The organism is Candidatus Eisenbacteria bacterium (genome assembly GCA_020847735.1).
In the GTDB taxonomy this organism is placed as follows: domain Bacteria; phylum Eisenbacteria; class RBG-16-71-46; order RBG-16-71-46; family RBG-16-71-46; genus CAIXRL01.
This window is the reverse complement of record JADLBL010000019.1, coordinates 15,253-35,769: the sequence shown is the minus strand read 5'-3', so window position 1 is coordinate 35,769 and position 20,517 is coordinate 15,253. Positions and strand designations below refer to the sequence as shown.

The window sequence follows — 20,517 nt, the reverse complement described above, 5'->3', positions numbered from 1 at the left end:
CTAGCCCTTCAGCAGGTTGATCTCGTCCACGAAGACCGTCTCGCGGAGCCGGAAGACGTTGACGATGATCGCCAGCCCCACGGCCACTTCCGCCGCGGCCACGGTCATCACGAAGAAGACGAAGATCTGCCCGTCGAGCGAGTTCAGGTGCGCCGCGAGCGCCACGAACGCGAGATTCGCCGCGTTCAGCATGAGCTCGATGGACATGAAGATGACGAGCGCGTTGCGCCGTACGAGCACGCCCACGACCCCGATGCAGAACAGGATCGCGCTCAGCCCGAGCGACCAGCCGAGGGGGATCATGCGGCCTCCGTGTCGGACGAGCTCGGGCGCCCCTTGGCCAGCACGATCGCGCCGACCATGGCGACCAGCAGCAGCACGGACGTGATCTCGAACGGGAACAGGAATCGCGAGTAGAGCACCTTGCCGATCGCCGCCGCGTTGCCGTTCCCCTGCGCCGGCAGCTCCGCCGCGACCGGCCCGGGCGCCCAGCCGCGGAAGGCGAGCAGGCCCGCGAACAGCAGCAGCAGCCCGCCGACCATCCAGCCGATGCCCCTCCGGACCGCGATCTGCGCGCCCGTTTCGACGTCGTGCTGGAGGTTCATGTACATGATGACGAACAGGAACAGCACCATGATGGCGCCCGCGTACACGATCACCTGCACCATCCCGAGGAACTCGGCGCGCAGCAGGATGTAGATCCCGGCGAGCGAGCAGAAGGACAGCACCAGGAACAGCGCGCTCGTCACCGGGTTGCGGTGGAGGATCACCATCAGCGCGGTCGCGACGAGCAGCGCGGCGAAGCCGAGGAAGAGCGCGGGAACCATCAGCCGTTCCCCCGCGCGTACATCCAGATCGTCGCGATGACGACGTTGGCCAGCGCCCCGGGCAGGAGCACCTTCCAGCCGAAATTCATGAGCTGGTCGTAACGCAGCCGCGGGAACGTCCACCGCACCCAGATGAACAGGAACAGCAGCGCGAGGAGCTTGAGCAGATACCACACGAAGCCCAGCGCCGCCGGCCCGGGGCCATGCCAGCCGCCGAAGAACAGCGTGACGCAGATCGAGCTGATGACGATCATGTTCATGTATTCGCCGAGAAAGAACAGCGCCCACTTCATGCTCGAGTACTCGGTGTGGAACCCGGCCACGAGCTCGCCTTCGGCCTCAGGCAGGTCGAACGGCGTCCGGTTCGTTTCGGCGAACATCGTGATCAGGAAGATCACGAACGGCAGGACGAGGAACCAGTGGAAGATCCCCCAGTTGGGCAGCGCGAGCGGCAGACCGGCGAACGGGCGGTAGAACCCGGACTGCGCCTCGACGATGCCGACCAGCGACAGCGTGCCCGCCTTCATCACCACCGGGATCACGGACAGTCCCATCGCCAGCTCGTACGAGATCATCTGCGCGGAGGCACGCAGGCCCCCGAGCAGCGCGTACTTGTTGTTCGACGACCAGCCCGCGAGCGTGATCGCGTACACGCCGAGGCTCGACATCGCGAGGAACAGCAGCAGGCCGACGTTGAGGTCGGTGACCACGAACACCGGCGGCGGCCCCATCGGGATCACCGAGAAGGTCACGATCGCGGGAAACACCGCCAGGACGGGCGCGAGGTGGAACAGGATCTTGTTCGCTCCCGCGGGCGTGAACTCCTCCTTCAGGAGCAGCTTGACCACGTCCGCGATCGTCTGCACGAGCCCCAGCGGTCCGACCCGGTTCGGGCCGGTGCGCGCCTGCATGTGACCGCAGATCTTGCGCTCGGCGTAGATCAGGTAGGTCACGAGCCCGAGCAGCGCGTTGAGGATGATCGCCACCTTCACCGTCGCCCAGAAGGCGACCTGGAAGACCTCGTTGTTCCAGAGCGCGGTCATGATCTCCCCACGGCGCCGGCCGGCGCGGCGGCGGCCGTGGCCGCCTTGTGGAGGTTCACCCGCAGCCCCGCGCCCTGCGGCGCGCCGAGGCGGTTGAGTCCGGCCGCAGCGTAGGCGTAGGGCACGAACACCGCCCCCGGCGGAACCGAATCGTCGGGTTCGTAGGGCAGCGTCAGCGAGCCCGCGGGGCCCTCGAGCGTCAGCGGATCGCCGGCGGACAGTCCGAGCTTCGAGGCCTCGGCGCCGTTCAGGTACGCCCGCGCCTGCCCGGCGAGGTTGGCCAGCGGCGCCGAGCGCGCGGTCAGGCTGCCCTGCGTGAACAGCGTACCGCCCGCGAGCAGCCAGTGACCGGCGCCCGCGGCCGCCGCGGGCGCGCCCGCCGGCGCGAGCGAGGCGGGGCGGCGCGAGGCGCTCCACGTCCAGCCGTTCGGCAGCAGCGCCGCCCAGCTCGCGCCCTGGTAGCCGGGCACGAGCCGTGCGATCTCGCGGAAGACGTCCTCGGTCGTGCGGTACTTCCACGGCGCGCCCAGCGCCTGGGCGACGGCCTGGAAGACCTCCCAGTCGGCGCGCGTGCCGCGCCGGGGCGAAAGCGCGCGCGAGGACTTCTGCAGGCGGCGTTCGCTGTTCACGACCACGCCGTCCTTCTCGGCGAACGACGCGACCGGGAAAACGACGTCCGCGGCCTGCGCCGTGCCGGTCAGGAAGAGTTCGTTGACGATCACCAGCTCGGCCGTGGCGAGCGCCTTCTCGACGAGCGCGCGGTCCGGCGCGCTCTGCAGCAGGTGGTCGCTGGCGATCCACAGCGCCTTCACACTTCCGGCCGCCGCGGCCTCGAGAATCTCGAGCGCGCTCCGACCCGCCGGGCGATCGAGCGCGCGGCCCCAGCCTTTCTCGAACGCTTCGCGACCCGCGGCGTCGCCGAGCGGCACGTACCCGGGCAGGAAGTCGGGCACGAGACCCATGTCGAGCGCGCCCTGCGAGTCGTGCTGCGGCCCGGCGTACATCACGCTCGAGCGCGCGTCGGTGATCGCGCCCGTCGCCCAGGCGAGGTTCTCGATCGCCTGCAGCAGGGCCGCCGCCTGCGGGTGCTCCGCCACGCCGCGGCCGAAGACGATCGCCCTGCGCCCGGCCGAGCGCAGCCGCTTCGCCGCCGCCGCGACCGCCGCCGCGGGAACGCCCGTCTCCCGCTCGACCGAATCGCCCGTCAGCGCGGACAGCGAGGCCTTGAGGGCGTCGAGCCCCCACGTGCCGGCGGACGCCGGCTTCTCCGGATCGCCCAGATCGAGGGCGGCCTTCGTCAGCGCGTTCACCAGCGCCAGCTCGGCGCCGGGCTTCACGCCCAGCCACTCGCCCTGGAACTTCGGGCGCGCGAGCTTGACGCGCCGAGGGTGCGCGACCGTCAGGTGCAGGCCCCGCTGGTGCTGGCCGCGGATCAGCACGGCCTGCGCGAACGGCGACTCGCCCTGCAGGTCCTCGAACAGCACCAGCGCCTCCTGGGCGCTGCACAGCTCGTCGAACGTCAGGGCCGGCCGGCCGCCGCCCGTGGCCCGCAGGATCGCGTCGCCGGGCACCTTCGAGGTGAAGCGGGTGCGCGCGTCCACGTGGTTCGTGCCGAGAACGCCGCGCGCCAGCTTCTGGAACAGGTACTGCTCCTCGACGTTGAGCCGCTCCCCACCGAGGAAGGCGATGGACTCGGGGCCGTGCGCGCGCGCGAGGTCGCCCAGGCGCATCGCCACGAAGGCGACCGCGTCGTCCCACGACGACGGCTGCAGCGACTCGCCGGCGCGCACCAGCGGCGCGGACAGCCGGTCGGCGGCGTTCACGAATCCGTAGCCGAAGCGCCCGCGCACGCACAGGTACTCCTGGTTCACGCCGCGGTACTCGGTGCCGCGCGCGCGCAGGATCTCCATGCCGCGAACGCCCAGGCGGACGGAGCAGCCGTTCGAACAGTACGGGCACACGCTGATGTGCTGGCGCAGGTCCCAGGGGCGCGCCTTGAAGCGGTACGGCACGGCCGTGAGCGCGCCGACCGGACAGACCTCGATGCAGTTGCCGCACTGCTCGCAGTCGAGGGGCTGGCGGTTGAAGGACGAGATCTCGGTGCGCACGCCGCGCTGGTGCGCGGTGAGCGCGTCCTCGCCCATCACCTCGTCGCAATAGCGCACGCAGCGCATGCAGACGATGCAGCGGTTCGCTTCCTTCTTCACGATCGGCCCGAGGTCCTCGGACTCGAACGTGCGCTTGGCTTCGTCCATGCGCGAGAAGTCGTCGCCGAACGCGAACGCGAGATCCTGCAGCTGGCACTCTCCGCCCTCGTCGCACACCGGGCAGTCCAGCGGGTGGTTGATGAGCAGGAACTCCATGACGCCCTTGCGTGCGTCGAGCGCGACCGGCGACTGGGTGCGCACGACCATCCCCTCGCTGACCGGCGTCGTGCAGCCCGTCTGGACCTTGGGGTTCCACGCGATCTCGGGGCGGCCGTCGGGACCGATCACCGGCTTGCGGTCCGGTCCGAGGCGCGGCGTTCCGACCTCGACCACGCAGATGCGGCAGGCGCCGAGCGGCGGCAGCTTCGAGTGCGAGCAGAAGATCGGCACATGGACTTCGGCGGCCCGCGCCGCGTCGGTCACGAGCGTGCCCGCGGGAACCTCGATCGTGCGGTCGTTGATGGTGACGCGAACCAGGCCGCTCACGCCGTCACCTCCGACACCGAGTGCCGGCGCCGGTTGACGAGGCAGCTCTTGTTCCGCACGTGGTGCTCGAACTCGGCGCGAAAATGCTTGATCGCGCCCTGCACCGGCATGGCCGCCGCGTCGCCGAGCGCGCAGAAGGACTTGCCGAACACGTTGCCCGCCACGTCGAGCAGCACGTCGATGTCGGTCTCCCGGCCGCCGCCCTTTTCGATGCGCTCGAGGATCTCGACCATCCAGTAGGTGCCCTCGCGGCAGGGCGTGCATTTGCCGCACGACTCGTGACGGTAGAAACGGCTGATGTTCCACAGCGCGTCCACGATGCAGGTCTGATCGTCGATCACGATGACCCCGCCCGAGCCGAGGAACGTGCCGACGGCGTTGAGCGATTCGTAGTCGAGGTGGGTGTCGATCTGCGATGCGGGCATCATCGGCACCGACGATCCTCCGGGGATGATCGCCTTGACCTTCATTCCGTCGCGCATCCCGCCGCCGTACTCGGGAGACTCGATCAGTGTGCGCAGGGGCAGCCCGAGCGGGATCTCGTAGTTGCCCGGCCGCTTCACCGGCCCCGACAGGCTCATGATCTTCGTGCCGGCGCTCTTTTCGGTGCCCCACTGCCGGTACCACTGCGCGCCGTTCTTGAGGATGTGCGGCACGTTCATCAGCGTCTCGACGTTGTTCACGACCGTCGGGCTCGCGTACAGGCCCTCGACGGCGGGGAACGGCGGCTTGAGGCGCGGCTGACCGCGGTAGCCTTCGAGCGAGCTGAGCAGCGCGGTTTCCTCGCCGCAGATGTAGGCGCCGGCGCCCAGGTGCGTGTGGATCTGGTAGCCGAAGCCGCTGCCGAGGATGTTCTCGCCCAGCAGGCCGGCGGCCCTGGCCTCCGCGATCGCGCGGTCCAGCGTGTCGCGCAGGTGCGCGAACTCGCCGCGCAGGTAGATGTAGCCGGTCGCCGAGCCGATCGCGTAACCCGCGAGGACGATCCCCTCGATCAGCAGGTGCGGGTTCTTCTCCATCAGCTCGCGATCCTTGAACGTCCCGGGCTCGGACTCGTCGGCGTTGCAGACGATGTACTTCGGCTTCGGCGAGTTCTTCGGAACGAAGCTCCACTTGAGGCCGGTCGGGAAGCCTGCGCCGCCGCGACCGCGCAGGCCGGAGGCCTTGACGATCTCGATGCACTCCTCCGGCGACTTCTTCCCCAGCGTCGCCGCGAGCGCCTCGTAGCCGCCCTGCCGGCGATACCCGTCGAGGCCGGTCAGCCCGGGAGCGTCGATGTCCTTGAACAGCAGCGGTCCGTTGCTCACTCGAGCCTCTCCAGGAGAGCGTCCACCGCCGCTTCGTCGAGGTTCTCGTGGTAATCGAAGCCCACCTGCATGCACGGCCCGCTGCCGCAGGAGGCGAGGCACTCGACGCGACGCAGCGTGAAGCGCCCGTCGGGCGTCGTCTCGCCGTGGCCGACGCCGAGCCGCTGCTCGAGGTGCCGGAACAGGCGGTCCGAGCCCATGAGCGAACAGGACAGCGTCATGCACACCTGCAGATGGTGACGGCCCACGGGCTGAAGGTTGAACATCGTGTAGAAGGTCGCGACGCCGAACACCTCGGGTTCGTCCAGGCCGAGCGTGCGCGCGACGAGGCGCAGCGCCGCGGGCGGCACCCATCCCCAGGTGCGCTGCGCCAGCCACAGCAGCGGCAGGATGGCCGAGCGCTTCACGGGATAGTGCGAGATCGCCTCGGCCACTTCGCGCGCGACGTCGTCGGGCCACTCGAGCGCGGCCGGCGCCTCCGCCGGCATCACGGGCGCGTGACTCACCGGTCCACCTCTCCCAGCACGATGTCAATGCTGCCGATGGCGGCGATCACGTCGGCGATCAGCCGGCCTTCGATCATGAGCGGCAGCGCCTGCAGGTTGATGAAGGAGGGGCTGCGGACCTTCATGCGCCACGGCCGCGGCGAGCCGTCGCTCACGAACCAGAAGCCCAGCTCGCCCTTGGGGGCCTCGACCGCCGCGTACGCCTCGCCGACGGGCGGGAAGAACCCGTGCGAGACGATCTTGAAGTGGTGGATGAGGGCCTCCATCGAGGTCTTCACCTCCTCCTTGGGAGGCAGCACGTACTTGTAGTCCCGCACCCGGTAAAGCCCCTTCTCGCCCAGTTCGCGGATGCGCGCGATGGCCTGCTTCGCGATGCGCACGGACTGCCGCATCTCGGCCATGCGGACCAGGTAGCGGTCGTAGGCGTCGCCCACGCCGCGCCCGACCGGGACCTCGAAGTCGTAGGTGTCGTAGCCCGAATAGGGTTCGTTCCGGCGGATGTCGTAGCGCACACCGGAGCCGCGCAGCGACGGCCCGGTGACGCCCCACGCGACCGCGTCCTTCGCCGGGAGCAGCGCGACGTCGCGGGTGCGCGCGAGCCAGATGGGGTTCTTCGTGAGCATGTTCTCGTACTCGTCCACGTGGCCTGGCATCTCGGCCACGAACTTCTCGCAGCGCTCCAGGAATCCTTCCGGAATGTCCATGGACAGGCCGCCGACACGGAAGTACGACGAGGTCATGCGGGCGCCGGCGACCATGTCGTAGATGGACAGGACCTTCTCGCGCTCGCGGAACGAGTACCAGAAGACGGTCAGCGCCCCGATGTCGATGGCGTGCGTGCCGACCCAGACGCAGTGGGACGAGATGCGGGTCAGCTCGCAGAGCAGGACGCGAATCGCCTGCACGCGCGCGGGCGGCTCGATGCCCAGCAGCTTCTCGGCCGCGAGACAGAACGCCAGGTTGTTCGACAGGGGCGAGATGTAGTCCATCCGGTCGGTCTGCGGGATGGACTGCGTGTAGGTCTTGTACTCGGCCTGCTTCTCCATGCCCGTGTGCAGGTAGCCGATGATTGGCTTCGCCTTGACGATCGTTTCGCCGTCCAGTTCGAGGGCCACCCGCAGCACGCCATGCGTGGAGGGGTGCTGCGGCCCCATGTTCAGCGTCATGGTCTCATTGCGCACGGTACTTGACCTTCTTCGGCGCGAGCTTGCGCAACGCGGGATCGGGCTTCACGCGGTTCGGGGAGTTGTGCGTGAACGCCACTTCCTCGTAGCCGAGCGGCGAGTCCTTGCGCAGCGGCCAGCCGACCCAGTCCTCGGGCAGCAGGATGCGCGTCAGGTCGGGATGTCCCGTGAACTCGATCCCGTAGAAGTCGAAGGTCTCGCGCTCGTGCCAGTTGGCCGTCGGCCACACGCCCGTCACGCTCGGAACCCGCGGGTTCTCCTCGGGAATCCTTACCTTGAGCGTGAAGCGCAGCGCGTTCGACAGCGAAAGCAGGTTGTAGACGGTCTCGAAGCGCGGCACGCGCGGCAGCCAGTCCACCCCGCCGACCCACGAGAGCATCGCGAAGTCCAGCTCGGGGTCGTCGCGCAGGAAGGTGCAGACCTCGACGAGCGCGTCGGCCGGCACGATCAGGGTCCAGTCGCGGATGGCGGGGCCCTCGAGGCGCTCCAGCGCCACGGTCGGAAACCGCTCGCGCAGCCTGAGGTCCACCCGTTCCGCCGTCGTCGCCATCAGGCGACGCCCTTGCGGCGCTTGCGTCCGATCGGCCCGAGTTCGGGCTTCGACGCGAGGATCTTCTCCTGAAGCTTGAGCACGCCGTAGAGCAGGCCCTCGGGGCGGGGCGGACAGCCGGGCACGTACACGTCCACCGGCACGACCTTGTCCACGCCCTGCAGGATCGCGTAGTTGTTGAACACGCCGCCGCACGAGGCGCAGGCGCCCATCGAGATCACCCACTTGGGCTCGGTCATCTGTTCGTAGAGCTGCCGCACGACCGGCGCCATCTTGATGGACACGCGCCCGGCCACGATCATCAGGTCGGCCTGCCGTGGCGAGCCCCGGTACACCTCGGCGCCGAAGCGCGAGATGTCGAAGCGCGGCCCGGCGACCGCCATCATTTCGATCGCGCAGCAGGCGAGACCGAAGCTCAGCGGCCAGATCGAGTTCGCGCGGGCGTTGTTCACCGCCCAGTTCACCACCGACTCGAGCTTCGTGAAGATCACGCCGCGCTCGACCTCCTCGCGCAGGTTGTCCTCCTCGGTGCGCGGCAGGACGAGGCCCGGGTCCGGGGTCGCGGATGCGGCCGGCGAAAGCGTTCGGAAGGGGTTGCCCCCGGTGGAGTCAGGCACGGGACACCTCGGCGGCTCGGAGGAACGTGTACCGCCAGCGGATCGGCGCCGTCAGTCCCATTCCAGGGCGCCTTTGCGCAGCAGATAGAAGTAGCCCGCCAGCAGGATGGCGATGAACAACACCATCTCGATGACGCCGTACAGCCCCAGCCACTTGAACGACACGGCCCACGGGTAGAGGAAGACGGCTTCGATGTCGAACAGGATGAACAGCACGGCCACGAGGTAGAACTTCACCGAGAAGCGGCTGCGGGCGTTGCCCACCGGCTCCACGCCGCACTCGTAGGCGCTGTCCTTCACCGCGTTCCGGTAGCGCGGGACGATGAACGTGGACAGCCCGATCGTGACGGCGGCGAAGCCAAGTCCGACCAGCACGAACAGCAGGACGGGGACGTAGGGCAGCATCGGAACGTGGTTTCCCTCTCGCGGCGGGGCGCGCCATGCGCCCAACCATGAAACCTAAGAGCGTGTCCGCGGGTCGTCAAGGCGACGGCCCGCCCCGGGCCTCAGCGATGAAGCTGCCGAACCGCCTCGGTGAGCGCCGGCACGACCTCGAACGCGTCGCCGACGATGCCGTAGTCGGCGACCTTGAAGATGGGAGCGTCGGGATCCTTGTTGATCGCGACGATGCAGCGCGACGAAGTCATGCCGGCAAGGTGCTGGATCGCGCCGCTGATTCCGATCGCGACGTAGAGCCGCGGCGAAACGGTCTTGCCGGTCTGCCCCACCTGCTCGCCATGCGGGCGCCAGCCGGCGTCCACGACCGCACGCGAGGCGCCCACGCTTCCGCCCAGGGCGTCGGCAAGCTGCTCGATCAGCGCGAAGTGCTCCGGGCCCTTCATGCCGCGCCCGCCCGAGACGATGATCTCGGCCTCGGTCAGGTCCACCTTGCCGCCCTTCGCCGCCGAGGTTCCGGTCACGCGGGCGCGCGGCAGCGATGTGTCCACGGAAGCGGCCAGCGCTTCCACCGTCCCCGCCCGGCCCGCTCCGGAAACGGCCGCGAACGCCTTGGGACGCAGCGACGCGATGGCCGGCGAAGCCGGAAACGCGAGCTTCTGGATCGCCTTTCCCGCGAGGACGGGGCGCCGGGCCACCAGGCGACCGCCTTCCACGGCGAGCGACGTACAGTCGGACGCGAGTCCGACGCCGAGGCGCGCCGCCAGCCGTGCCGCGAGGTCCTTGCCGAGCGAGGAGGCCGGCAGCAGAACGACCTTCGCGTGGGTGGCGGCGACCGCCGCCGCGACCGCCGCGGCGAAGGCGGCGCCTTCGTAGGCGGCGAACGATTCGTGCTTCGCGAGCAGCACACGGTCGGCGCCCGCGTCTCCCAGCGCCGCGAGGCCCGGATCGGCCGCGGCGCAGCACACGCCCGTCACCGGACCGCCCAGCTCCGCCGCGAGGCGCGTCGCCTCGCCGAGCGCTTCGCGCGAAACGGAACGCAGCTGGCCTTCGCGCTGCTCGAGGAACACCAGAATGCTCACGTCGTCCTCCCCGGATGACTCTCAGAGAATCAAAGGACCTTGGCTTCTTCGCGCAGGACGCGCACCAGCTCCGGCACCGCCGCGACTCCCTCGCCGACGATGCGACCGGCCGCGCGGGCGGGCGGCAACTCGAGCGCGAGGACTTCGAGGTTCGCTCCCCCGAGGTCGGCGGCGCGCTCCTCGATGGGCTTCTTCTTGGCGGCCATGATGCCCTTGAGCGAGGCGAAGCGCGGCTGGTTGAGCCCCTTGTCCGTCGTGAGCACCGCGGGCAGCGGCAGTTCGACGATTTCGAGGCCGCCTTCGATCTCGCGCTCGATCCGCGCGGTCCGGCCATCGAGCTCGAACTTCGAGACGAGCGTCGCGCAGGGCAGGGCGAGCAACTCGGCGACCATCGGTCCGACCTGCGCCGCGTCGTCGTCCACGGCCTGCTTGCCGAACCAGACGATCTCGGCGCCGAGGTCGCGGATCGCGCCGGCGAGCGCGCGGGCCACGCCCAGCGAATCCGGCGCCGGGGCGTCCGACTTCAGGTGAATCGCACGATCGGCGCCCATGGCGAGCGCACTGCGAATCGCGGTCGCGACGCCCGGACCTCCCAGCGAGATGACCACGACTTCGCCGGCGCCGGTCTTCTCCTTGAGCTGCAGCGCCGCTTCGATGGCGAACTCGTCGTACGGGTTGACGATCCAGGTGACGCCGGCCGGATCGAGCGTCCGTCCGTCCGTCGCGACCCGGACACGCGTCTCGGTGTCGGGGACCTGCTTGATGCACACGACCTGCAGCACACGACACCTCACACTTTCCGCGCGCCGACTTCGCGTCGCGCTGTGGCGGCGCGGCACGAACGACGCGTGGCCGGCCGACATGCGCCATGATTCACAAGAAGCGGCGCGCCGCGTTGTCGCGACGCGCGCCGCACCGTGCAAGCGAGGGAATCAGCGGCGCAGTCTGTCGGCAGCGCTCGAAGACTGTCAAGGCAGGCGCGGCACTCATAAGGTACGAGCTTCGCGCGCATCCGGCACCTCTCGCTGTCGCAGGAATCGGTTGTCCACCGGTGCCAGTTTGAAAAACGCGAGCGCATGACGAAAAAGGATCGTGCATGTCATTGACGTTCGCGATTCCGCTGTGACATCGTGCGCACCGCTCCGGTAGCGCGTCGCCCGCACGACGCGGAGTCCGGAGTCGCCGCGTCGCCGTCCGATCGATCGGACCTTCGCAGCGAGGCAGGGCCGGGTGCCCGTACCGGGGGGTCGGGGCACGCGGTCGCAGTTCACGTGGTCCGCCGCGCCGGCCGGCCGGTCGGAGACCAGCGCCGCGTGGTGTCGCGGCGCGCATGAAGGACCCGATGACCTCCACCTCGATCGTCGAAATCGAAGAACTCGGCCGCCGCGTGCGCCGGCTGCGCTCCGAGCGTCGCATGACGCTCAAGCAGGTCGAGTCCGCGAGCGGCCTGTCGGCCACCCACCTCTCCGAAATCGAGCGTGGCAGGACGTCGCCCACCATCGGCGCGCTCACGCGAATCGCGCGTGCCCTCGAGAAGGATGTCTCCTTCTTCATCGAACGCGACGAGCGGCCGGAGGTGGCGCACCACCTGCGCGAGCAGGTGGCCGGTTACGTGGCCGGGGACGGAATCACGGCCGAGTCGCTGAGCGCCGGCATTCCGGGCAGCAGCCTGTTCACCTACCGTGTCCGGCTCGAACCCACGTCCTCGACCGGGTTGCGGCTGCTCGCGCAGGAGGCGCCCGGCGACGCGGTCCTGCACGTGCTCGCCGGCCGGCTCGAAGCCCAGTGCCCCCAGCGGTCGCACTCGCTCGGCGCGGGCGACACGCTGCACGCGGCGCTGGTGGCGACGCTGACGCTGCGCGCCGGCGGAACCGGACCGGTCGAGTTCGTGCTCGCGACCACGCGGGCGCTGGAGGAAAACCGATGAGCGAGCGCGAGGTCGTGCACGGAAGCAGGACCGGGGGACGAACCGGTCGGGAGACGACGACACCGGCCACCGATGCCGCGGACCGCGGGACGCCCTCGCCGGCGCCCGTCGCCGACGCTCCCGCCGATCCGGGCGGTTACTCTCCCGCCGAACTCGGCCGCCGGATCAAGATGCTGCGTATCGGTCGCGGCATGACCCTCAAGGATCTCGAAGAGCGGGGCGGCATCTCCGCGACCCACGTCTCGGAGATCGAGCGCGGCAAGGCCTCGCCGACGGTCGGCGCGCTCGGCAGGATCGCGACGGCCCTGGGTCTGCGCCCGGCGACGCTCGTCGAGGCGCAGCCGCTGCCGGTCGTGTGCGTGCACCGCGCGAGCGACGCGGACGCGTATCCGCTGCAGTGGGGCGGCGCGACGATCGTCCCGCTCGCGGACCCGACGCAGGACTCGGAACTCGGCCTGCACCGCCTGACCCTGCCCATCTCCCGCGACGTGCTGCTCGAGCACCATCACGACGGCGAGGAATGGGTCACGGTCCTGGCCGGCGTGGCCGAGATCCGCGTCGAGGGCCGGCCGTACGTCCTGCGCGAGGGCGACTCGCTGCACTTTCGCGCGACGCATCCGCACTCGTACGCCAACCTCGGATCCGCGCCGGTGACGCTTCTGGTCGCGAGCCGTCCGCGACTCGCGCTCTAGGTTCTGTCCGAGAACGCCGCGCTGTGCCGCCCTTCGGGTTGCGGGCGGCGGCGGCCCGGCCGCTACGACAGCGGAAGGTCGGTCTGGCGCGCCAGCAGTTCGGCCGGGGATTCGGCGGCCCGCACGAGTCGCGCCCGCCCGCCCGTCACGGCGATTTCGGCGAGGCGGCCGCGCCCGTTGTAGTTCGACGACATCGCCGACCCGTAGGCGCCGGCGTCGAGCAGGGCGACCAGATCGCCGCGCTCGAGCGGTGGAAGCGTCGCGTCGGCGCTGAACGTGTCGCCGCTCTCGCACACCGGACCGACGACGATGGCCGGCGACCCGGCGCCCGGACGGGGCCGCACCGGTACGATGCGATGCCGGGCGCCGTAGAGCGCCGGCCGGAGCAGGTCGTTCATTCCGGCCGAGAGCACGACGAAGCGCTGCTCGCCGGCGCTTCCGCGCCGCAGCTTGACCCACGACACCTCGGCCACCAGCACGCCGACGGGCGCGACCAGCCAGCGGCCCGGCTCGAAACGCCATTCGAGCCCGCCTCCCGCCAGGGCACGCGCCAGGTCGCCGAGGTGGCGCTCGAGCGGGAAACCGTCGCCGCCCCGCTCGTAGTCCACGCCGAAACCGCCGCCGAGGTTGACGGCCGCGAGCGGCGCGCCGCGCGATTCGGACTGGCGCGCGAGCTCGAGGGCGAAGCGCGCCGCGCCCTCGAGCGGCGCCGTCTCGAGCAGTTGCGAGCCGACGTGCAGGTGCAGTCCGTCGAGCCGCAGGTTCGGCCAGCGCGCGCGCGACGCCCAGGCCTCGAGCGCTTCGCCGGGCTCGACGCCGAACTTGGCGTCGAGGTGACCGGTCGCGACGTGACGGTGGCCCGGGGTGAAGATTCCCGGGTTGACCCGCAGCGCGACCCGCAACTTCGCGCCCGATCGCGCCGCGGCATCCTCGAGCAGATCCAGTTCGCCGACGTGATCGGCGCTGACGAACGCGACGCCGTGCGTCGCCGCCCAGTCGGCCTCCTCGCGCGTACGGCCGTTGCCGCTCAACGTCCGCCGCCCGGGACCGAAGCCCGCGTGCCCGGCGAGCGCGAGCTCGCCGAGCGAGCCGGCGTCGGCGTCGAGCCCGGCGGCGGCGGCCGTGCGCGCCAGCGCCGGCAGGCCGTTCGCCTTGAGCGCGTACGCGGCGTGCGCGCCGAGCGGCGCGAGCGCGGCGAGCAGCCGATGAGCGCGGGCGGTGAAGGCGTCGAGGTCGTAGGCCCAGAACGCGCGCGCCGCGGGGTCCCGCCGGCGCAGCGACGCGAGCAGTTCGTCGAGCGGCACGCCGCCCAGCGCGAGCACTCCCTGCCGGTCGCCGGTGACGCTCACGCGCGATGCCCCGCGCCGCGGACGCGGACGGCGCTCGCGAGGTCCTCGGGCGTATTGACGTTGAGGAAGGACTCCGGCGCGGCTCCGAGCGCCGCCAGCTCGTCGTCGGCGACGAGTCGTGGATCCAGGGCGAGCACCGCGGGCACCAGCGCGCGCTCGCCGCGCCCGAGCGCCGCGGCGAGCGGCTCGAGCGCGGCCGGCGCGTACCATGCGGCGAGCGGCTGCGTGCGGGCCCGCGGAACCGGGACGACGGCGGTGTGACCTTCGAGCAGCGCGCCGAGCGCGCGCAGCAGCCGCGCCGAAACGAGGGGCAGGTCCACGCCGAGCGCGAGCGCGCGGGACCACGGACGGGCGCGCAGCGCGGCGACCAGCCCCGCCAGCGGTCCGGCGGCATCCGGCGGATCGTCCGCCCGTATCGCCCGCGGAACCGGCAGAGCGAGTTCCGCCGGCGCGCTCACCACGACCTCGTCGCAGGCCCCGCGCAGCGTGACCAGCGCGTGGTCGAGCAGCGTGGTCTCCCCGAACGGCGCGAGCGCCTTGGGCGATCCGAGACCGAGCCGCGCTCCCCGACCGCCGGCGAGCAGGATGCCGAGCGTACCGGCCACGACTCAGTACCCTCCCCGCTTGTCCACGACGTTCTCGAGCGGCTGGCCCGCAAGGAAGCGCCGCAGGTTGCCCGCGAACTGCTCTCGGACCCGCTCCCAGAAGCGGGGGCCCGCACCCGAGGTGTGCGGCGTGAGGATGACCTCGGGCATCGTCCACAGCGGACTTTCCGGCGGCAGCGGTTCGGTCTGCGCGACGTCGAGCGCGGCGCCTGCGAGCCGGCCTTCGCGCAGCGCCTCGATCAGGGCTTCTTCATCCACGAGCGCGCCGCGCGCCACGTTCACGAGCCGCGCGGTCGGCTTCATGCGCGCCAGTTCGGCACGGCCGATCAGCCGGTCCGTCTCGCCCGTGTGGGGCGCAGCCAGCACGACCCAGTCGGAGCGCTCCAGAAGGTCGCCCAGCCGCTCGGTCCCCCACTGCTCGTCCGCCGGCGCCGGGTCGGGCCGCGGATGCCGGCGCACGGCGAGCACGCGCATGCCGAAGGGGCGGGCCGCCGTGGCGATCGCCCCGCCGATGCGGCCGAAGCCGACCAGTCCGAGCGTCGCCCCGGCGAGCTCCTCGAATCCGGGGCTCGCCCGCCAGAGTTCGGCCTGGGCCCAGCGGCGGGCGGTCTGCAGGTCGCGCGAGACGTGCAGCCGGCGCGTGAACGCGAGCATCATGCCGAGCACCTGTTCCGCCATCGAGTGCGCGTGCAGCCCGCGCGAATTGGTCACGATCACCGGACTTTCGATCAGCTCCGGGAAGAGCACGTGCCCGACACCGGCGGCGGTGGAGTGCACCCAGCGCACGCGCCGGGCGCTGGCGAAGTTGCGCGGGCTCAGCGCGTAGCCGAGCACGACGTCGGCCAGCGGCAGTCGCGCGTCGCGCTCCTCCCGCGTGGCCGGATCGTCGAAGCGCACGTCGGGAAACTCGCGCGCCAGCTCGGCGACGGTCGCCTCGGGCATGTTCCAGATACCGGCCGGGTCGCGGACCCACTCGAGCACTCTCAGGGCGGACATGCGGCGGGCAGGATGCCACAGCGCCGCGACGCACGGCGAACCGGCCCGCGCCGCGCGGGAATCGAGGCGCGCCCGGAAGCCCGGGCGCGCCTTGCACGCCCCGCGCACGCCGGATAGATTCGCGCGTCCATGACCGGAATCGAGCCGTTCCCCGAAGGAGGCAGGATGAGCCTGCGCCGTTTCCAGTTCGCCGCGATCGCGGCCGCCGCGATCGCCGCGGGGAGCGCCACGGTGGCCGCCGCCGGACCGTGGTCCCTGGCCCCGGGCGAGTACTACACCGAGCTCCGCGGGAGCTTCTTCTCCACCGGCACCTACTACGACGACGACGGCGTCCGGATGCCGTACGGCGGGCTGCTCGAGCAGCGCGCGCTGAGCTCCTACACCGAACTGGGCTGGAAGAAGCGCTGGAGCGTGCAGCTCGCGCTACCCGCGGTCAGCAACACGGTGCGCGCCGAGGCGGGGCCGACGGCGACCCGGTCCGGCTTCGGCGACTTCGACCTCGGCCTGCGCCTCTCGCTCGCGAACGGGGCCCGCGCCACCGCGATCCAGCTGAACTGGTCGGCGCCCTCCGGCTACAACAGCGACCTCCAGCCCGGACTGGGCAGCGGCCTGCAGCTTCTCTCGGCCGGACTGCAGACCGGTGCGCCGCTCGGCGGCCGCGGCTTCGTCGAAGCCGGCGCCGCCTACCAGACGGAGTTCTTCACGCTCGGCGCGCGCGAGAAGGCACCGGAGGGCGCCACGCTCCCGCTGCCGCGCAAGTCGGACTGGGCCGATCACGTGGCCGTCCATGCCGCGCTGGCGTTGTGGATGGGGAACCTGCAGGTCGCGGGGCTCTACGCCGGCGACTTCACGACGCAGACCGGACGGCCGTGGGAAACCACGCTGCACCTCGCCGGACCGCGCTTCACCTACCGGGTGGACGACCGGCTCGACGCGTTCTTCGGCTCGTGGCACAGCCCGACCGGACGCAACGTGCCGCACCTCGACCAGTACTACGCCGGCGTGTCGTGGAAGAGCACGAAGCTGAATCGCCTGCAGGGGTTCCTCGGCGGCGCGAAGCGACCGTGAGGTCGTGACCGCGGCGCGGCCCCGCATTCCTGCGGGGCCGCGCCGCGGAGTCAGGAGCGGCCATACCCTCCCACCTCGCCCGACTGCTGCGCCACGCCGCCCGCTATCGCACCGGGCTGACGTGGGGCATCGTCTGCGTGGCCTGCGCGAACCTGGTCGCGCTCGCGCAACCCCAGGTGCTGCGGTTCGCCGTGGACGACCTCTACCGCGGCGTCACGTCCGCCAAGCTCGGGCGCTACGCGCTGATCCTGTTCGGCATCGCCGCGGTCGCGGGCCTGTTCAAGTACGGGATGCGCCAGTCGGTCATCGCCATCTCCCGTCACCTCGAGTACGACCTGCGCAACGAACTGTTCGCGCACCTGCAGAAGCAGGACGCCGCGTGGTTCCAGCGGCACCGCACGGGCGAGATCATGTCCGTCGCCACGAACGACCTGGCCGCCGTGCGCATGATGGTGGGCCCCGGCCTCATGTACACGGTCAACACGCTGGTCGTGAGCGCCGTCTCGATCGCCTTCATGGTCGCGATCAGCCCGCGCCTGGCGTTCTACTCGCTCCTGCCGCTGCCGATCGTCTCGCTGTCCGTCTGGTGGTTCGGCGAGCGCATTCACCGCCGCTTCGAGCGCGTGCAGGAACACTTCGCCCGGCTGTCGGCCATGGTGCAGGAGAACCTCGCGGGCGTCCGGGTCGTGCGCGCGTTCGCGGCCGAGCGCCGCGAAGCCGCGGAGTTCGACCGCCTGAACGAGGACTACGTGGACCAGAACGTGGACCTGATCCGGACCTCGGGCCTGTTCCAGCCGTCGCTGGCCTTCTTCTCCGGGCTCGGCGCCCTGCTCGCGCTCTGGCTCGGCGGTCGCGAGACGATCGCCGGGCGCATCACGCTCGGCCAGTTCGTGGCGTTCACCGTCTACCTCGGGATGCTCAACTGGCCGATGGTGGCCCTCGGCTGGGTCATCAACATCTTCCAGCGCGGCTCGGCGTCCTTCGGCCGCATCGCCGCGCTGCTCGACGCGCCGCCCGGCGTCACGAGCGCGCCCGGGGCCCGGCGACCGGCGGCGCTGCGGGGCGAGATCGAGTTCCGCGACCTCACCTTCACCTATCCCGGCGCCTCGGCGCCGGCGCTGTACGCGGTCTCGTTCCACGTGCCCGCGGGCACGACCGTGGCGCTCGTCGGGCGAACGGGCGCGGGCAAGAGCACCGTGCTGTCGCTGCTCCCGCGCGTGCAGGATCCGCCGCCGGGCACCGTGTTCGTGGACGGCGCGGACCTGCGCGATCTCGACCTGGCGTGGCTGCGCGCGCGGCTTTCGGTGGTCCCGCAGGACGCCTTCCTGTTCTCGGCGACCGTCCGCGAGAACATCGCCTACGGCGTCGAGACCGCGGACGAGGAGGGCGTCCGGCGCGTCGCGCGCGTCGCCAGCCTCGACGACGACGTGCTCGCCTTTCCGCACGGTTACGACACGCGCATCGGCGAGCGCGGCATCACGCTCTCCGGTGGCCAGAAGCAGCGCACGGCCATCGCCCGCGCTCTGCTCCGCGACACTCCGGTGCTGCTCCTCGACGACTGCCTCTCGAGCGTGGACACGCACACCGAGGACGCGATCCTGCGCGGACTGCGCTCCGAGATGCGCCGGCGGACCACCCTGATCGTTTCGCATCGCGTGAGCACGGTGCGCGACGCCGACCAGATCCTGGTGTTCGACGAAGGCCGCATCGTGGAGCGCGGGCGGCACGAGGAGCTGTTGCGGCTCGGCGGACACTACGCGGCGCTGCACCGCGCCCAGCAGCTCGAAGAGGAGATCGAGGCGTCGTGAGCGCCTTCGAGGAGGACTCCAGCCGGCCGCTGGACCGGCGCCTCATGCTGCGGATCGCCGGCTACCTGAAGCCCTACCGGCTGCAGGTGGCTCTCGCGGTGCTCGTCACGCTCGCCGATGCCGCCGTCCAGCTGGCGTTCCCCTTCCTGACCAAGGAAGCGATCGACCTGGGCATCCGGCACCGTGACCTGTACCTGCTCGACCGCATCGCGCTGGTCTACCTGTCGGCGCTGGCCATCGCGTTCGGGCTCGGGTACGTGCAGGCGCAGCTCATGCAGCGCGTCGGACAGGCCATCATGCGGGACCTGCGGACCGACCTGTTCCGCCACCTGCAGCGCCTGCCCGTCTCGTTCTTCGACCGCAATCCGATCGGGCGGCTCATGACGAGGGTGACGAACGACGTGGACGTGCTCAACGAGCTCTTCACCGCCGGCGTCGTCGCCTTGTTCGGCGACCTGTTCATGCTCGTCGGCATCGTCGTCGCGATGGCGCAACTCAATGTCGAACTGCTCGCGGTGACCTTCTCGGTGCTGCCGCTCATCCTGGTGGTCACGCTCGTCTTCCGCGTGCGGGTGCGCGCCGTGTTCCGCGAGGTGCGGACCCAGCTCGCCAAGCTGAACGCGTTCCTCAACGAGAACCTGGGCGGCATGTCCACCGTCCAGCTGCTCGGACGCGAGTCCCGGAACCATGCGGCGTTCGCGGCGATCAACGCCGAACATCGTCAGGCGAACCTGCTCGCGAACACCTACCATGCGGTGTTCTTCCCGCTGCTCGAACTCGTCTCCGCCATCGCGCTCGCGCTGATCGTCTGGTACGGCGGCCGGCAGGTCATGTGGACCGGCATCACGCTCGGCACGCTGGTGGCGTTCATCCAGTACACCCAGCGTTTCTTCCGGCCGATCTCGGACCTGTCCGAGAAGTACGGCATCGTCCAGCAGGCGATGGCCTCGTCGGAGCGGATCTTCGGCCTGCTCGACACGCCGGTGGACGTCGCGGCCGTCGCGCTCGACACCCCGCGCGCGCCCGCATCGCCGGTTCCGCCGGCCGCGCCCGCAGGCGGACGCGCGCGCGGCGTGCGCCTCGAGTTCGAGCACGTCTGGTTCGCCTACCAGGACGAGCACTGGGTGCTCGAGGACGTGTCGTTCACCGTCGAGGCGGGCGAGAAGGTCGCGCTGGTCGGTGCCACCGGCTCGGGAAAGACGACGCTGACCAGCCTGCTGCTGCGCTTCTACGTGCCGCAGCGTGGCGAGATCCGCGTGGACGGCCGGCCGCTCGCGCAGTGGGACGCGGAGGAACTGCGGCAGCGCATCGGGCTCGTGCTGCAGGACGTGTTTCTCTTCAGCGGCTCGATCGAGGGCAATCTCACCCTTGGCGACCCGCGACTCGCCTCCGCGTCGGTGCGGCGGGCGGCGCGCGAGGTTCATGCGCAGGAGTTCATCGAGCGCCTGCCGGGCGGCTGGAACGCCGAGGTGCGCGAGCGGGGCGCCTCGCTTTCCGCCGGCCAGAAGCAGCTGCTGTCGTTCGCCCGCGCGCTGGCGCGCGAGCCGGACGTGCTGGTGCTCGACGAGGCGACCTCGAGCGTGGACACCCACACCGAGCGACGCATCCAGGAGGCGCTGCACCGGCTGATGCTGGGCCGCACCAGCCTCGTCATCGCGCACCGCCTTTCCACCATCCAGGACGTGGACCGCATCGTCGTGCTGCACCACGGGCGCGTGCGCGAGTCGGGCACGCATGCCGAACTCATGCGGCTGGGCGGCCTGTACTCGCGGCTCTACCAGCTCCAGTACCTGGGCTCGGACCCGCGCTCCGGCGCGACCGTCTGAACCCGGGCGCGCGGGTCCCCAGGCCGGCGCGAGCGCCGGCACCC

Annotated in this window: 20 protein-coding genes; 5 read left to right on the top strand and 15 right to left on the bottom strand. The window is 70.9% G+C overall.

Annotated features, from left to right (window positions below; genetic code table 11):
• The 12 genes from nuoK to IT347_08635 form a co-directional block, all read right to left on the bottom strand.
• Nucleotides 1–303, bottom strand: a complete 303-nt coding sequence (gene nuoK, locus IT347_08690) for an NADH-quinone oxidoreductase subunit NuoK (protein ID MCC6349652.1) — start codon at nucleotides 301–303, stop codon at nucleotides 1–3.
• Nucleotides 300–827, bottom strand: coding sequence for an NADH-quinone oxidoreductase subunit J (locus IT347_08685; GenBank protein ID MCC6349651.1), 528 nt, complete (start codon nucleotides 825–827; stop codon nucleotides 300–302). The genes nuoK and IT347_08685 overlap by 4 nt, the downstream gene beginning before the upstream one ends.
• On the bottom strand, nucleotides 827–1,870 hold the full coding sequence (gene nuoH / locus IT347_08680; protein ID MCC6349650.1) for an NADH-quinone oxidoreductase subunit NuoH: 1,044 nt from the start codon (nucleotides 1,868–1,870) through the stop codon (nucleotides 827–829). Before nuoH ends, IT347_08685 begins: the two co-directional genes overlap by 1 nt.
• Complete coding sequence (gene nuoG, locus IT347_08675; GenBank protein MCC6349649.1) at nucleotides 1,867–4,563, bottom strand: NADH-quinone oxidoreductase subunit NuoG; 2,697 nt, start codon at nucleotides 4,561–4,563, stop codon at nucleotides 1,867–1,869. Before nuoG ends, nuoH begins: the two co-directional genes overlap by 4 nt.
• Nucleotides 4,560–5,867, bottom strand: a complete 1,308-nt coding sequence (gene nuoF, locus IT347_08670; GenBank protein ID MCC6349648.1) for an NADH-quinone oxidoreductase subunit NuoF — start codon at nucleotides 5,865–5,867, stop codon at nucleotides 4,560–4,562. Before nuoF ends, nuoG begins: the two co-directional genes overlap by 4 nt.
• Nucleotides 5,864–6,355, bottom strand: coding sequence for an NADH-quinone oxidoreductase subunit NuoE (nuoE, locus tag IT347_08665; GenBank protein ID MCC6349647.1), 492 nt, complete (start codon nucleotides 6,353–6,355; stop codon nucleotides 5,864–5,866). The genes nuoF and nuoE overlap by 4 nt, the downstream gene beginning before the upstream one ends.
• A gap of 14 nt (nucleotides 6,356–6,369) precedes the next feature.
• Nucleotides 6,370–7,554: an NADH dehydrogenase (quinone) subunit D gene (nuoD, locus tag IT347_08660; GenBank protein ID MCC6349646.1), complete on the bottom strand. Its 1,185-nt coding sequence runs from the start codon at nucleotides 7,552–7,554 to the stop codon at nucleotides 6,370–6,372.
• Nucleotides 7,544–8,107 carry an NADH-quinone oxidoreductase subunit C gene (locus IT347_08655; protein MCC6349645.1) on the bottom strand — a complete coding sequence of 188 codons (564 nt, stop codon included), beginning with the start codon at nucleotides 8,105–8,107 and terminating at the stop codon, nucleotides 7,544–7,546. Before IT347_08655 ends, nuoD begins: the two co-directional genes overlap by 11 nt.
• Nucleotides 8,107–8,646, bottom strand: a complete 540-nt coding sequence (locus IT347_08650; GenBank protein MCC6349644.1) for an NADH-quinone oxidoreductase subunit B — start codon at nucleotides 8,644–8,646, stop codon at nucleotides 8,107–8,109. The genes IT347_08655 and IT347_08650 overlap by 1 nt, the downstream gene beginning before the upstream one ends.
• A gap of 129 nt (nucleotides 8,647–8,775) precedes the next feature.
• The gene (gene ndhC / locus IT347_08645; protein ID MCC6349643.1) at nucleotides 8,776–9,129 is read right to left on the bottom strand and encodes an NADH-quinone oxidoreductase subunit A; all 354 of its coding nucleotides are present in this window, start codon (nucleotides 9,127–9,129) and stop codon (nucleotides 8,776–8,778) included.
• 101 nt (nucleotides 9,130–9,230) lie between these two features.
• On the bottom strand, nucleotides 9,231–10,202 hold the full coding sequence (locus IT347_08640; GenBank protein MCC6349642.1) for an electron transfer flavoprotein subunit alpha/FixB family protein: 972 nt from the start codon (nucleotides 10,200–10,202) through the stop codon (nucleotides 9,231–9,233).
• A 29-nt stretch (nucleotides 10,203–10,231) separates the two neighbouring features.
• On the bottom strand, nucleotides 10,232–10,984 hold the full coding sequence (locus IT347_08635; protein ID MCC6349641.1) for an electron transfer flavoprotein subunit beta/FixA family protein: 753 nt from the start codon (nucleotides 10,982–10,984) through the stop codon (nucleotides 10,232–10,234).
• Between the two features lie 548 nt (nucleotides 10,985–11,532).
• Between IT347_08635 and IT347_08630 the strand changes: the two genes are divergently transcribed.
• Together IT347_08630 and IT347_08625 are read left to right on the top strand one after the other, a co-directional pair.
• Nucleotides 11,533–12,129 (top strand): helix-turn-helix domain-containing protein, encoded by a 597-nt coding sequence (locus tag IT347_08630; protein MCC6349640.1) that lies wholly within the window; start codon nucleotides 11,533–11,535, stop codon nucleotides 12,127–12,129.
• Nucleotides 12,126–12,821, top strand: coding sequence for a helix-turn-helix transcriptional regulator (locus IT347_08625; GenBank protein ID MCC6349639.1), 696 nt, complete (start codon nucleotides 12,126–12,128; stop codon nucleotides 12,819–12,821). Before IT347_08630 ends, IT347_08625 begins: the two co-directional genes overlap by 4 nt.
• A 62-nt stretch (nucleotides 12,822–12,883) precedes the next feature.
• Here the strand turns inward: IT347_08625 and lysA are convergent, their stop codons facing one another.
• The 3 genes from lysA to IT347_08610 are packed head-to-tail and all read right to left on the bottom strand — an operon-like array spanning nucleotide 12,884 to nucleotide 15,771.
• Nucleotides 12,884–14,170 (bottom strand): diaminopimelate decarboxylase, encoded by a 1,287-nt coding sequence (gene lysA, locus IT347_08620; GenBank protein MCC6349638.1) that lies wholly within the window; start codon nucleotides 14,168–14,170, stop codon nucleotides 12,884–12,886.
• Entirely contained in the window at nucleotides 14,167–14,775 is a 609-nt protein-coding gene (locus IT347_08615) for an NTP transferase domain-containing protein (protein MCC6349637.1), read from the bottom strand. Before IT347_08615 ends, lysA begins: the two co-directional genes overlap by 4 nt.
• Nucleotides 14,776–14,778: 3 nt before the next feature.
• Complete coding sequence (locus IT347_08610; GenBank protein ID MCC6349636.1) at nucleotides 14,779–15,771, bottom strand: D-2-hydroxyacid dehydrogenase; 993 nt, start codon at nucleotides 15,769–15,771, stop codon at nucleotides 14,779–14,781.
• A gap of 165 nt (nucleotides 15,772–15,936) precedes the next feature.
• Between IT347_08610 and IT347_08605 the strand changes: the two genes are divergently transcribed.
• From IT347_08605 to IT347_08595, 3 genes are all read left to right on the top strand, one after another.
• Nucleotides 15,937–16,839: a hypothetical protein gene (locus IT347_08605; protein MCC6349635.1), complete on the top strand. Its 903-nt coding sequence runs from the start codon at nucleotides 15,937–15,939 to the stop codon at nucleotides 16,837–16,839.
• Nucleotides 16,840–16,901: 62 nt separating this feature from the next.
• Nucleotides 16,902–18,647 (top strand): ABC transporter ATP-binding protein, encoded by a 1,746-nt coding sequence (locus tag IT347_08600; GenBank protein MCC6349634.1) that lies wholly within the window; start codon nucleotides 16,902–16,904, stop codon nucleotides 18,645–18,647.
• 44 nt (nucleotides 18,648–18,691) lie between these two features.
• Entirely contained in the window at nucleotides 18,692–20,473 is a 1,782-nt protein-coding gene (locus IT347_08595) for an ABC transporter ATP-binding protein (protein ID MCC6349633.1), read from the top strand.
• The last annotated feature ends 44 nt before the right edge of the window (nucleotides 20,474–20,517 follow it).